Source organism: Stenotrophomonas sp. HMSC10F07 (assembly GCF_001807895.1).
GTDB classification, from domain to species: domain Bacteria; phylum Pseudomonadota; class Gammaproteobacteria; order Xanthomonadales; family Xanthomonadaceae; genus Stenotrophomonas; species Stenotrophomonas sepilia.
In genome coordinates, this window is the sequence record NZ_KV791408.1 from 14,860 (window position 1) to 28,267 (window position 13,408).

Here is a 13,408-nt window from a genome sequence, read left to right on the forward strand (position 1 = left end):
TCGCCCTTGTAGCGTCGAGCCATGCTCGACTGCTGTCTGTCGGGAAGAGCAGCCGAGCATAGGCTCGGCTCTACATCATCCGCAGTCGCAGCCACCCCACCCTTTTTCCTTCGAGGTCTGGCCAATACCCGGGTTGAAGGTATTGCTCGGGTCCAGCTGCCGGTAGAAACCTGCCAGCGCCGGCTTGGCCGGGTACAGGTGGCCGACGTTGTGCTCGGCCGGATACTCGGCGCCACGCTGGTCCAGCAGCGCCCACATCGCATGCTCGATCGCCACCGGGTCTTCGCCCTTGCGCGCGATGTAGTCCTGGTGGAACACGTGGCACAGGAAGTGGCCGTAGTACAGCTTGTGCAGCAGGCGGCCGTCGATATCGGCCGGCAACTGCTCGAACCAATCCGTATCGTCGCGGCGCAATGCGATATCCAGCGCGACGATGTCCTGCACCTGCTCACGATGCACTTCGCGATAGCGGACTGCCGCACCGGCCACCGCGAAGCGATGCAGGAACGCCTTGCGTCCCTCCTCGGCCGTGCAGTGGAAATAGCCGCCTTCGTGCCCGGCGAAGAACCCGCGCAACCAGGCCTCGGTTTCCGCAGCGTCCTGGGCAGAGACCTTCAGCAACAGGTGATGCTCGTAGCGTTGCCGGAACTCGCCCATGCGCTTTGGCAGGTGCGAGGGCAGCAGGCCGGTCAGCACCTGCATCACCCGGTCGGTCACCCCGCGCAGGCCCAGCCGTTCGAACCAGCCATCGACGCGGCTCTTCAATGCGAACGCCGCGGGCACACGGGAGGTACCGAGGCGATCGATCAGCAGGAAGCTGTCCTTGCCGTAGCGCTCGCCGATGTCATAGGCATCGCGGTGAATGTACTCGCCGGCGATCGGCAGGCGCTCGAAGCCGGTCAGCAGCTGGCGACGGATCGCGGTGAGGCTGTCGGTGCGATTGCTGCCGATATAGAAGACCTCGGCAGCCTCCTTCTCGAAGGTGTCCAGGCGCACCGCGAACACTGCCAGCTTGCCGGCAGATCCCGCTGCCTCGAAGTGGCGGCTGGGATCCGCATTGAAGCGTGCGGGAGTATCGGCATCGACTTTGCGTACTTCCTCGGCATAGCGTGGATCGGAAGCCGCACGGCCGTCGCCATCGCCCACGTCGGCGGCCGTGTAGTCACCGGCCTGCAGGCGCTGCAGGATCTGCTCGGGCGTATCACCCAGCGCGATGCCCAGATGGTTGACCAGCTGCAACTGGCCCTGTGCATCGACCTGCGCATACAGCGCCAGCTCGGTGTAGGCCGGGCCACGTCGCACCAGCGCGCCACCGGAGTTGTTGCAGATGCCGCCCAGCACCGAGGCACCGATGCAGGACGAGCCGATCACCGAATGCGGTTCGCGACCCAGCGGGGCCAGCGTCTGCTCCAGGCGGTCCAGCGTGGCACCGGGCAGGCACAGCACCTGGCGGCCTTCGTTCAACAGCTGGATGCCGGTCAGGCGCAGCGTGTTGACCAGCACGATCGGCCGGCCATAGTCATCGCCGTCCGGGGTCGAGCCGCCGGTCAGGCCGGTGTTGGCCGCCTGCAGGATGATCGCCGCGCCGCCCTGCACCGCTGCCTGCAGCACGCGCCACAGTTCCAGCAGCGTCCCCGGGCGCACCACCGCCAGCACTGGGCCATCGCCAAAACGGTAGCCGCGGCGGAAGCGGCGCGTAGCCTTGTCGCCGGTCATTACATGGCGATTGCCGACCGCATCGCGCAACTGTGCCAGCACGGCGTCGTGGCCGCTCATGGCAGGCTGACCAGCGAGTCGCGGCCGATGTCGGCGATGCGGCGCGCACCGGTCAGGGTCATCGCCACGCGCATTTCCTTGGCGATCAGGTCCAGCAGGTTGGCCACGCCGGCCTCGCCCTGCGCGGCCAGCGCATAGATGAAGGCGCGGCCCAGCAGCACGGTATCGGCCCCCAGCGCCAGCATGCGCACCACGTCCAGGCCAGTGCGGATGCCGGAATCGGCGAGGATCTTCAGGTCGCCCTGCACCGCATCGGCGATGGCCGGCAACGCACGTGCGGTGGACAGCACGCCGTCCAGCTGGCGGCCACCGTGATTGGAGACCACGATGCCATCGGCACCGAACTTCACCGCATCACGCGCGTCATCCGGGTCGAGGATGCCCTTGATCACCATCGGGCCCTTCCAGAATTCGCGGATCCACTCCAGGTCCTTCCACGAAATGGAGGGATCGAAGTTGCTGCCCAGCCAACCGATGTAATCCTCCAGCCCGGTCGGGTTGCCGCGGTAGGTGGAGATGTTGCCGAGGTCATGCGGGCGGCCGAACAGGCCCACGTCCCACGCCCAGTGCGGATGGGTGATGGCCTGGCCGATACGGCGCAGCGAGGCATTCGGGCCGCTCATGCCCGAGTGTGCATCGCGGTAGCGCGCGCCCGGCACCGGCATGTCCACGGTGAACACCAGCGTGGTCACGCCGGCGGCCTGCGCCCGCTCCAGCGCGTTGCGCATGAAGCCACGGTCGCGCAGCACGTACAGCTGGAACCACATCGGCCGCTGGATGGCCGGTGCCACTTCCTCGATCGGGCACACCGACACCGTGGACAGGGTGAACGGAATGCCGCGGCTGTCGGCCGCGCGCGCCGCCTGTACCTCGCCGCGCCGCGCATACATTCCGGTCAGGCCGACCGGCGCCAGCGCCACCGGCATCGCCAGTTTTTCGCCGAACAGCTCGGTTTCCAGGCTCAGGTCGGACATGTTGCGCAGGATGCGCTGGCGCAGCGCGATGTCGGACAGGTCGGAAACGTTGCGCTTCAGCGTGTGCTCGGCATACGCGCCGCCATCGATGTAGTGGAACAGGAACGGCGGCAGCCGGCGTTCGGCAGCAGCACGGTAATCGGTGGAGGCGGAGATGATCATGGGGTCAACCGTGGGGGGAAGGCAGGCGCGAGGCCCGCGCACGCCGGGCTTCGTTGTCATCGAGGGTGCGCAGCGTGGTGTGCACGAACTCGAGGTGGGCATGCGCGGCGGCGCGCGCGCGTTCGGGGTCGCCGGCCAGCACCGCATCCATCATCTCGCGGTGCTGGTCGGACAGCGGCGAGAAGGTCCTCGCCGAGGTGTAGAGCTTTTCGCGGCTCTGCGAGATGTTGGTCTGCAGCAGTTCGAACAGCCCGCGCATCACCTGCAGCAGCACCAGGTTGTGCGAGGCCTCGGCGATGGACAGGTGGAAGGCCGCGTCGGCCTCCGCCTCGCCAGTGGGGTCGTCCTTGCCGTGCGCGTCCATCATGGTCTGGAAGGCCTGTGCGATGCGCGCGCGGTCCTCGTCGGTGGCACGCAGCGCCGCATGCCAGGCGGTGGCACCTTCCAGCGCGTGGCGGATCTCCAGCACGTCGAAGCGGTATTCCGGGTCGCCCTGGAACAGCGGCAGGTACGGCGCCAGCGGTTCATCCAGCGCCTGCCGCGCGCGTGCCGCAGGCTCGGCCACGTAGGTGCCGCCACCGACCCGTGCGGTCAACAGGCCCTGGCTGGCCAGCTGCGCGATGGCCTCGCGCAGCGCGGTGCGCGAGACCCCCAGCTGCACCGCCAGGGTGCGCTCGGCCGGCAGCCGGTCGCCCGGCCGCAGCTGTTGTTCCTGCACCAGGCCGCGCAGCTGCGCAGCCACCTTGTCCGAAATACGTTGCGTGCTCATGGCGCCATTGTGGCCCGAAGCGCGCAGCGGGTGGTCGGCCAGCCGCGCATGGCTCAGGGAATCATCCAGGTCAGCCAGTAAGCCTGGGCCAGGGTGATCAGGCCGACCATCGTGGTGAAGATCAGGCTGTGCTTGACCGTGAAGCGGAACAGATCCGACTCCTTGCCGGCCAGGCCGACCGCCGCGCAGGCAATGGCGATCGACTGCGGTGAGATCATCTTGCCGGTGACACCGCCGGTGGTGTTGGCCGCTACCAGCAGCACGTCGGACACGCCGATCTGCTGTGCGGTGGTGGCCTGCAGTGCCGAGAACAAGGCATTGGACGAGGTATCCGAACCGGTCAGGAACACGCCCAGCCAGCCCAGGAACGGTGAGAAGAACGGGAACGCGTCGCCGGTATGCGCCAGTGCCAGGGCCAACGTGGCAGACAGTCCCGAGTAGTTGGCGATGAAGGCGAACGCCAGCACCATGCCAATCGAGTAGATCGGCATGCGCAGCTCACGCACGGTCTCGCCGAAGGTCTGCAGCGCCGAACGTGCAGGCATGCGCAGCACGATGATGGCAATCACCCCGGCCAGGATGATCGAGGTACCGGTGGCCGAGAACCAGTCGAACTTGTAGATGGCGTCATAGCTCAGCGGCGCATCCACGATCGGTGGCATCTTCTGCACCAGCTGGTCCAGGCCCGGCACCGGGATCTTCAGCACCCAGCCTTCCAGCGGACCGCCCGCCGCGAACAGCGACTTGAACGGCTTGATGCTCCACAGCGTGACCATCGCGGTGAGGATCAGGAACGGCGACCATGCCCTGGCGATCTGGCCGACGCTGTGGCGCGGTGCCTCCAGTGCCTGTGCGGCCGCCTCGGCGCTGGTTTCGGTGTCGAAACGGAAGATCCGCACCGGCTTCCAGCGGCGCAGGAACAGGGTCAGGCACACCAGCGACGCCAGCGACGCGGTGATGTCCGGTAGTTCCGGGCCGATGAAATTGGAGGTCAGGTACTGCGCGATGGCGAACGAACCACCCGCAACCAGCACCGCCGGCCAGGTCTCCTTGATACCGCGCCAACCATCCATGATCGCCATGATCCAGAACAGCACGATGATGGTCAGGAACGGCAACTGGCGGCCGGCCATCTGGCCGATCTCGAATGCGTCCAGGCCGGTGACCTGCCCGGCCACGATGATCGGAATGCCCATCGCGCCGAACGCTACCGGCGCGGTGTTGACGATCAGGCACAGGCCGGCGGCATACAGCGGCTTGAAGCCCAGCCCGACCAGCAACGCTGCGGTGATCGCCACCGGCGCACCGAAACCGGCCGCCCCTTCCAGGAAGGCGCCAAAAGCGAAGCCGACCATCAGCATCTGCAGGCGCTGATCTTCGGTCACCGAGAGGATCGAGGCCCGGATGATGTCGAACTGCCCGGTCTTGACCGAAACTTTGTAGAGGAACACCGCACCGATGATGATCCATGCGATGGGCCACAGACCGTAGACGAAACCGAAGCCGGCCGCGCCCAGCGCCTGGGGCACCGGCATGCGGTAGAACAACAGGGCCACGCTGAGTGCGATGGCCACGGTGATCGTGCCGGCCAGCCAGCCCTTCATGCGCAGCACTGCCAGGGCAACGAAGAAGAACGCGATCGGCAGCAGCGCGATCAGGCTCGACAACCACAGGTTGCCGGCGGGGTCGTACAGGTGTTGCCAGGGCTGCATGAAGACTCTCGACTGGAAACGGAAGGAGCCCACCGCAGGCGGTGGGTCGCCGTGGCCGTTGATCATTGGTATTACCATTAATGATCGCGATCAGACCACTTGCAGCGGATTTAACCGCTACTCCGACGAAGAGCCTATTAGACCATAGGGCTAGCCTTCATATTGGTCTGACCATTAGAGCCCTTATGGTGCCGGCCGCTGGCCGACAACTCGACCTTCCCTACGAGATCCGTTTCTCCAACCGCCGCATCACCGCCAGCACCAGCACGCACAGCACGCTGACCCCGATCGCGATCACGTACTTGCTGATCCCCACCGCAATCCCGATCGCCGCCGCCATGATCAGCGAACTGGCCGTGGTCAAGCCGCTGACCTGGTCCTCGCGTGAGCCGCGCAGAATGGTGCCAGCGGCCACGAAGCCGACACAGGCCACCACCGCTTCGATCAGGCGCACCGGATCAACCTGCAGCAGATCGCGGTAACGCTCCTGCTGGAAATGCTCGGCCACCGAGTCGCCGAGACCGACGATCAATGCCGCCGCTCCGGCAATGAGCATGTGCGTACGCAGGCCGGCGGCGTGCTTGCCCATTTCCCGCTCGACACCGAGCACACCGCCGAACAGCATCGCTGCGGCTACGCGCAGCAGGATCGAGACATCCTGGGTGAGTTCCATGGGCAGGCTCCGGGTATTTCCCCGAGCGTCGCGTGGCATGCGTGGCACAGAGGTGAAGACCACCCCACAGTGCGTTCACCCGGTAGCGCCGGGCGATGCCCGGCGACGCCGCAACCCGCGTTCAGCGCATCACTGCGCGAGGTAGCCACCATCGATGGCGTAGTACGTGCCGGTCGCGAACGAGGCATCGTCGCTGGCCAGCCAGGCTACCAACGCGGCCACTTCCTGCGGCGTACCCAGCCGCTTCAACGCGTGCCGCCCTTCCAGCGTGGCGCGCACCTTCGGGTCCATCTTCTCCAGCAGTGGCGTGCTGATGAAGCCCGGACCCACCGCGTTGACACGGATGCCGTCAGCCGCATGTTCCCACGCTGCGGTCTGGGTCAGCCCGACCACGCCGTGCTTGGCCGCCACATACGCGGTGGAGCCGGCATAGCCCACCTGGCCCAGGATCGAGGCCATGTTGATGATGCTGCCGCCCGTGCCTGCAGCGCGCATGGCCTGGATCTGCGCACGCTGGCACAGGAACACGCTGGTGAGGTTGACATCGATCACGCGCTGCCAGCCATCAATCGGATAGTCGCCGCTGCTGGCCGCCGGCCCGCTGATGCCGGCGTTGTTGACCGCCACGTGCAGGCCGTCGAGTTCCTTGATCGTGCGCTGCACCGCTGCCTCCACCGCCGCCTCGTCGGTGACGTCCAGCGCGATGCCGATGGCCTGTGCACCCGAATTGCGCAACTGCGCCACGGTGGCATCCACCGCATCCTGCTTCAGGTCCCAGACCGAGATACAGGCACCGGATGTGGCCAGTGTCTGGGCCACGGCCAGGCCGATGCCCGACACGCCGCCGGTCACGATCGCGGTCTTGCCGGTCAACTGGTAATCAATCATCTCCATTCTCCATCGGTGGGGGTATCAAAGTGGCCTGCAACAGCCAACCCACCCACCCTACGCGCACGCCCGTGATGGTCGGGCTGACATCGCATCTCCAGATCGTTCCAGCCATGAAACCTCAACTGAAGTTTATGTATGGAACTACGTACGGATATGCGTGCAAAACGCCGGCGTATGTTCTTCGGCATTTTCACTTTGGCCGTAATCGCCAATCGTTTTGACCTTATCGAAGTCAAAAGCGCGCGAATCGCGGCGACAATGGGAAACGCTTCCAGATTCTTCGACACATTCAATTCAACCTGTGTTTGCGCAGAGCGATGTCCCGATATTTCACTTTTGCTGATTACCGCCAGTTCGGCGAACGCCATGGCTACGACTACCGGATCGAAGGGAGTGAACTGCGCGACGACCAATGGGCAGGGCGTGGCGACGTCCACGAACAGTCACTGCGCGGTGGCCTGGGCCTGATCGCCTCGGACGTGCACAACCGGTTCACCTACACGGCCACCGCTGTGCACGGTGCCGGCCTGACCATCCGCCTGATGCTTCAGGGCGAAGTGGATGTCCAGTTTCCTCGTCGCAAGGGGTTCACCCTGCGCGCCGGCACAGGCATGACCACCAGCCACCATGAACCTGTGTCGATGGCCGGGCTGCATCCCGGTGGCAGCCACCTGCGTGGGGTCAGCTTGAGCGTACCGGCCGATCTGGACGTGGACATGCTGCGCCTGCCGGCACTGCAACGAGTCCTTCATTCCCCTCTGCAGTGCCGCCACTGGGCCATTCCGCATGCCTTGCTGCCGACGCTCGCCCAATTGTTCGACAGCCCCTGGCAGGACGACATCGATGCGCTGTGGCGCGAAGGCGTGGCCCTGCAGGTGTTGGCCGTCGGCCTGCAGGCCGAGGATATGCAGACCGAGCATATACGCACGCTGCGCGCCGGCCAGCGCGAGCGGCTGGAGCGAGTGCGCAGCTATCTGCATGACGACCCCAGCCATGCCCACAGCCTGATCGAACTGGCCCAGCTGGCCTGCATGAGCCCCAGCTCCTTGCGCCGCCATTTTGCCCAGCAATATGGAAGCTCGGTGTTCGACTACCTGCATGAGCAGCGCATGCGCCATGCCGAACAGGGCCTGCGCGAAAACGGATGGACCGTCGAGCAGGCTGCCGCCGCCAGCGGCTACCGCCACCCCAGCAACTTCGCCGCCGCGTTCCGCAAGCGCTTCGGCCTGGTCCCCAGCCGCTGGCGTACGGGTCCCTCGAAGGTCGGCTGAAAGCCTCTGCCCGGTAGGTGTCGACCTTGGTCGATCGGCATGCCATGGCCCAGCTTTGGTAGGTGTCGACCTTGGTCGACACGCTCTCGCGCCATCGCCGATGCCGGCCAGCGGCCGGCACTACCACACCCGCCTGAATCAACCTGCCATGACTCAGCCCCGGTAGGTGTCGACCTTGGTCGACACGCTCCTGCGCCATCGCCGATGCCGGCCAGCGGCCGGCACTACCACGTGCTACCAGGCACGGCCCGGCGTCACCCTGCGGGCCTCAATACACCGGCAGATCGATGTAGCTGGCCTGCGCCGCGCTGTGCCACACGCGCTGCGTGGCTTTCTGGTAATCGCCTGGCTTGGCCAGGTAGATGTTCGGCACGTAGGTCTGCGGATTGCGGTCGTACAACGGGAACAGGCTGGACTGCACCTGCACCATCACCCGGTGGCCCTTCTGGAACGTGTGGTTGGCGTTGGGCAGGTCGAAACGGTACGGCAGCACCTGGTTGGCGGCCAGCGGCTTCGGATCGCTGAAACTCTCGCGGTAGCGGCCACGGAAGATCGCCAGCGACACCGGCAACTCATAGCCCCCCATTTCCGGCGTCGACGCTTCCTGGTCCGGATACACGTCGATCAGCTTCACCACCCAGTCGCTGTCGGTGCCGCTGGTCGAGGCCTGCAGGTGCACCACCGGCGCGCCGCCGATGCGCAACGGCGCGGTCAGCGGTTCGGTGATGAAGGTCAGCACATCCGGACGACCATCGACAAAGCGCTGGTCCTTGACCAGCCAGGTGGTCCACATGTCGCGGTCACCGAAGCGGACCGGGCGCGGCACGAACGGCACCGGCTTGGCCGGGTCGGACACGTATTCCTCGAAGTCGCCCTCGCCCGCCGCCGGTGCCTGGAACGCCAGCTTGCCGCCGGCGCGCAGATACAGCGGCTTGCTGCTGGCGGCACACCCCTTGTCGCAGCTGCGCGGCCAACCCTTCAAGCGGTCCCAGTGGTTTTCGCCGGTGTTGTAGATCAGCACCGGTGGCGTATCGGCCTTCGGCGCGCCATCCACCAGGTACTGGTCGAAGAAGGGCTTGAGCACGTCGCGGCGGAACTGCAGCGCGGTATCGCCGTCGAACTTCAGCGCACCCAGTTCGCTGCCGCTGTAGTTCACCTGGCTGTGTCGCCACGGGCCCATCACCAGGTAATTGCGGTTGTTGCCGCTATCGCGTCCTTCCATCGCCTGATAGGCGTGGTTGGCACCCCACATGTCCTCCTGGTCCCACAGGCCCTGCAGCCACATGGTCGGCACCTTCAGCGGTGTCCTTGCCATCACCGCGTCCAGCGCCTGGCCCTGCCAGAAGCCGTCATAGGCCGGATGCTCGACCAGCTTCTTCCACCAGGTCAGCTGGTCCACGCCGGTGAAGCGCGCATAGTCACCGGCCGAACCGATGCGCAGGAAGGTGCTGTAGTCGTCGTAGCCGAGGCTGGGCAGCGGCGTACCCTTGCCGCGCTTCTCGGTCTGCATGGCGAAGTAGTTGAAGTTGACCTGGCGGAACGCACCGTAGTTGAGCCAGTCGTCGCCCATCCAGCCATCGACCATCGGGCTCTGTGGTGCGGCCACCTTCAGTGCCGGGTGCGGGTCGGTCAGCGCCATCACCACGGTGAAGCCCTCGTACGACGAGCCGAGCATGCCGACCTTGCCATTGCTCTCCGGTACGTTCTTCACCAGCCAGTCGATGGTGTCCCAGGCGTCGGTGGAATGGTCGACTTTGGTGTTGTTCAACGGCCCGCGCAGCGGCCGGGTCATCACGTAATCACCCTCGGAACCATACTTGCCGCGGATATCCTGGAACACGCGGATGTAGCCGCCGTCGACAAACACCTCGTCACCCTGCGGCAACAGGTCGCGCATGCGCGGCGAATCACTGCGGCTGGCGCGACCGGCAGCATCATAGGGAGTCCGGGTCAGCAGGATCGGCGCATTGTGGGCGCCCTTGGGCACCACGATCACCGTATACAGCCTGGTGCCATCACGCATCGGCACCATCACCACGCGCTTGTCGTAGTCGCGACCGACATCGGGGGCAACGAACGGCTTGCCGCTGATATCCGGGGTCATCGGCGGGGTATCGGCGGCCAGCACGGTGCTGGACAGGCAAAGGGCAATGGCTACAGCGACGGCACGCACACGCATGGACAACCCCTCCCGGCAGGAAAGCCCCAAGCCTACTCCTGCCTGGCGCCGTGAAGTGTGTGCAGGCTTTGCATTCTGCGGTCGATGCAGGCAGGACTGATGGCACATGTGCCTGCGGTGCCGCTGCGCTCGTCGGCGAAAGGTAGTGCCGGCCGCTGGCCGGCAACCGCGTAACGCGCCCCAGGATCATGAAGTTGCCGGCCAGCGGCCGGCACTACCCGATCAGGCTGCCGTTACTTCATGCAACGCCAGCCAACGCCAACGGCCGTCTTCCTGCCGCAGCACGGCCAGTGCTTCACGCCAGGCCATCCCACCTTCAGCAACGCCCTGCCCTTCACGGTAGCGCAGCATTGCCAACGGTGCCGGCACCGCAATGAACTGCAGGGCATCGATTTCGATACACAGGCCCGGGCGGGCACCGTGGCCGCCAGCGAACATGCCGGCCAGTGCTTCGCGGTCCAGGCGCTGCCCAGCAATACCGACCATGCTGAAGTCGGTGCAGAAATGATCCATCAGCGCATCCAGCGTACTGGCGGCTGCTTCCGCACGGAACCAGGCCTGCAGCTTGGCGATCAGATCATGGAACTCGTTCTCTGCGGTCATCGTCATTGCATTGTCTCGGGTTGGGAAAGAGAGATCGATTGCGAACGGCGCAGCAGCGCCATCGGCAGCAGCGTCATTGCAGCGGCCAAGCCCAGCGCCACGCTGGTGGCGCGTGCCGGCAGCCATTGCATGGCCAATGCCAGCAGCAGTGCGATGGCGGCGGTGCCGAGGCAGAAGCTGAGCTGGCGGTTGAGGTTCCAGAGTGCACTGGCATCGCCCAACGCCTCACCTTCCACGCCATGGAAGGCCAGCGTCTGCGCGGTGCTGCTGCACAGGCTGCCGCCGGCGCCCATCAGCGCGAACAACAATCCGGCCAGCACGAAGGCCGGCTGCGGCAGCAGCGCCATCAACAACAGGCCGCTGGCCTGCAGGAGCATGCCGGCGCGCAGTACCGCGGCCGGACCGAAGCGAGCCAGCAGGCGCTTGCTGGCCATGATCGCGATGGCCGCAGCCAGCGCCCAGGGCAGCATCAGCGCGCCGATGCGTGCCGCGCTGTAACCGCCGTGGTGCAATTGCAGGGTACTGACCAGTTGGCTGCCGATGAACACACCGGGTACGGCGAGATACACCAGCATCGCCAGCCGCAGCCCGCGATGGGACAGCAACGACCAGCGCAGCAGTGGCTGCGCCTGCCGACGTGCATGCCGCAGGTGCGTCGCCGCCAGCAACAGCGCGGCCAGCAGCAACACGGCACCTGCACCGCGATGTCCCGATTCGCCCAGCCAGGTCAGCGCCAGCAGCAGCGCGCCCAGCGCCAGCATCGCGGTGGACAGGGCATAGGCCTGCAGGCGCGGCGCACTGCGCACGCAGTCGGCCGGCATCCAGGCCAGCACCAGACCGATGGCCACCACCGCCAATGGCAGGCTGGCCCAGAGCACGCCGCGCCAGGACAGCCACTGCACCAGCAGCCCGCCCAGTGCCGGTGCCAGGGCCGGCACCAGAAGCGCCACCAGCAGGATGCGACGGGTCAGCGCGCCACGTTGCCCGGCCGTGCATTGCCGGTACGCCGCGGCTTGCGCCACGGGAATCAGCAGACCGCCGGCCAACCCCTGCAGCAGGCGCCATCCCAGCAGCCAGCCGATCCCCGATGCGGAACCTGCCAGCGCAGCGGCAACCGCGAACAACAGCAACGCCACCAGCAGCAAGCGACGCTCGCCACAGCGCGCGGCCAGCCACGGCGCCAGCGGAATCACCACGCTCAGGCCCAGCATGTACGCTGTGCCGACCCAGGCCAGGGTGCTGACGTCGGCGTGCAGCTCCACTGCCAATGCCGGATAGGCCACCGTCGCGATGAACATGTTGACCAGATCCAGGGCGAATACCAGCAGGAAGATCGCCTCATGGCGCAGGCGGGGGGACGGCATCGGCGGCGCTCCAGCGAGGAAGCAGCCAGCATGCCGTCCGGACCCCATTGGAAAAACACGACGGCAGCTGCAACACTGTCAAATCTGTTTTGACAATGGATCGCCATGGTCAGCCTTGATCGCTTCGATATCTTCCGTGCCGTGGTCGAAGCCGGCAGCCTGACCGCTGCGGCCGATCGGCTCGGCCTCAGCCGCGCGGTGGTCAGCTTCAACCTGAAGCGGCTGGAGCAGGAGCTGGGCGTGACCCTGCTGTTGCGCAGTACCCGCCACCTGTCCCTGACCGAGGCCGGCGAGCAGTTCCTGCAACATTGCGTGCAGGCACTGGATGCTGCGCAGGCGGCGATCGATGCCGCGCGCCGCGACCAGCACCAGCTGCAGGGCGTGCTGCGCCTGACCACCACACCGGAGTACGCCCAGCTACGCCTGATTCCCGCGTTGGAGGCGTTCCGCGCGCAGCACCCGGCCCTGCAGCTGCACCTTTCAACTTCTCCAGCGCCAGCGGACCTCATTCCCGAACGCTTCGACCTGGCGATCCGCCTCGGCCGCCTGCCGGATTCGGGCCTTCACGCCAGTGAACTGGAGCGCCACCCTCTGTGCGCGGTGGCCGCTCCCTCGCTGCTGGCGCGCCTGCCCTCTGCCGAGGCTGCCGATGAGCCGGCACAGCTGGGCACCCTGCCCCGCCTGGGCTATCCGCGCCTGGCCGATGTGCCGGTGATCGCGCCTGATGGCAGCGGCGCCCTGTTTGCCACCAACCCGGGCAACGCGGTGGTACGCGTGGATGGTGCCAGCAGCCTGCGCGCGTTCGCCCTGGCCGGCGCCGGGGTCACCGTGCTGCCACGCTGGCTGATCGAGGACGACCTGGCCCAGGACCGGCTGCGCCCGGTGCTGCGCCAGCACCGCTTCCCGCAGCAGAGTGTCTACGCGGTCTACCCGCACAGCACGCAGCCCTCACCGAAGGTACGGCAGCTGATTGATTTCCTGCGCGACCGGTTCGCCACATAAAAAGGGGACGGAGGGGATTAAGTCGTTTATGC

The 13,408-nt window shown here is 66.3% G+C and carries 11 protein-coding genes; 2 read left to right on the plus strand and 9 right to left on the minus strand.

The window, feature by feature from the left end:
* Nucleotides 1–75 precede the first annotated feature (75 nt).
* The 6 genes from dld to HMPREF3114_RS13030 form a co-directional block, all read right to left on the minus strand.
* Nucleotides 76–1,776, minus strand: a complete 1,701-nt coding sequence (gene dld, locus HMPREF3114_RS13005) for a D-lactate dehydrogenase (RefSeq protein WP_053499555.1) — start codon at nucleotides 1,774–1,776, stop codon at nucleotides 76–78.
* Nucleotides 1,773–2,912 (minus strand): FMN-dependent L-lactate dehydrogenase LldD, encoded by a 1,140-nt coding sequence (gene lldD, locus HMPREF3114_RS13010; protein ID WP_053499557.1) that lies wholly within the window; start codon nucleotides 2,910–2,912, stop codon nucleotides 1,773–1,775. The genes dld and lldD overlap by 4 nt, the downstream gene beginning before the upstream one ends.
* A 4-nt stretch (nucleotides 2,913–2,916) precedes the next feature.
* On the minus strand, nucleotides 2,917–3,681 hold the full coding sequence (gene lldR / locus HMPREF3114_RS13015) for a transcriptional regulator LldR (RefSeq protein WP_005417039.1): 765 nt from the start codon (nucleotides 3,679–3,681) through the stop codon (nucleotides 2,917–2,919).
* 53 nt (nucleotides 3,682–3,734) lie between these two features.
* On the minus strand, nucleotides 3,735–5,393 hold the full coding sequence (gene lldP / locus HMPREF3114_RS13020) for an L-lactate permease (protein ID WP_053499572.1): 1,659 nt from the start codon (nucleotides 5,391–5,393) through the stop codon (nucleotides 3,735–3,737).
* Between the two features lie 220 nt (nucleotides 5,394–5,613).
* Nucleotides 5,614–6,066, minus strand: a complete 453-nt coding sequence (locus HMPREF3114_RS13025; protein ID WP_005413774.1) for an MgtC/SapB family protein — start codon at nucleotides 6,064–6,066, stop codon at nucleotides 5,614–5,616.
* Between the two features lie 129 nt (nucleotides 6,067–6,195).
* Nucleotides 6,196–6,954 carry an SDR family NAD(P)-dependent oxidoreductase gene (locus tag HMPREF3114_RS13030; RefSeq protein ID WP_070489900.1) on the minus strand — a complete coding sequence of 253 codons (759 nt, stop codon included), beginning with the start codon at nucleotides 6,952–6,954 and terminating at the stop codon, nucleotides 6,196–6,198.
* 320 nt (nucleotides 6,955–7,274) lie between these two features.
* Here HMPREF3114_RS13030 and HMPREF3114_RS13035 point away from each other — a divergent pair, with 320 nt between their 5' ends.
* Nucleotides 7,275–8,228: a helix-turn-helix transcriptional regulator gene (locus tag HMPREF3114_RS13035; protein WP_053499560.1), complete on the plus strand. Its 954-nt coding sequence runs from the start codon at nucleotides 7,275–7,277 to the stop codon at nucleotides 8,226–8,228.
* Between the two features lie 268 nt (nucleotides 8,229–8,496).
* Here the strand turns inward: HMPREF3114_RS13035 and HMPREF3114_RS13040 are convergent, their stop codons facing one another.
* The 3 genes from HMPREF3114_RS13040 to HMPREF3114_RS13050 form a co-directional block, all read right to left on the minus strand.
* Entirely contained in the window at nucleotides 8,497–10,407 is a 1,911-nt protein-coding gene (locus HMPREF3114_RS13040) for a CocE/NonD family hydrolase (protein ID WP_070489901.1), read from the minus strand.
* 222 nt (nucleotides 10,408–10,629) lie between these two features.
* Complete coding sequence (locus tag HMPREF3114_RS13045) at nucleotides 10,630–11,016, minus strand: DUF4440 domain-containing protein (protein WP_005417047.1); 387 nt, start codon at nucleotides 11,014–11,016, stop codon at nucleotides 10,630–10,632.
* Nucleotides 11,013–12,374: an MFS transporter gene (locus tag HMPREF3114_RS13050; protein ID WP_070489902.1), complete on the minus strand. Its 1,362-nt coding sequence runs from the start codon at nucleotides 12,372–12,374 to the stop codon at nucleotides 11,013–11,015. Before HMPREF3114_RS13050 ends, HMPREF3114_RS13045 begins: the two co-directional genes overlap by 4 nt.
* A 105-nt stretch (nucleotides 12,375–12,479) precedes the next feature.
* Here HMPREF3114_RS13050 and HMPREF3114_RS13055 point away from each other — a divergent pair, with 105 nt between their 5' ends.
* The gene (locus HMPREF3114_RS13055) at nucleotides 12,480–13,376 is read left to right on the plus strand and encodes a LysR family transcriptional regulator (RefSeq protein ID WP_070489903.1); all 897 of its coding nucleotides are present in this window, start codon (nucleotides 12,480–12,482) and stop codon (nucleotides 13,374–13,376) included.
* The last annotated feature ends 32 nt before the right edge of the window (nucleotides 13,377–13,408 follow it).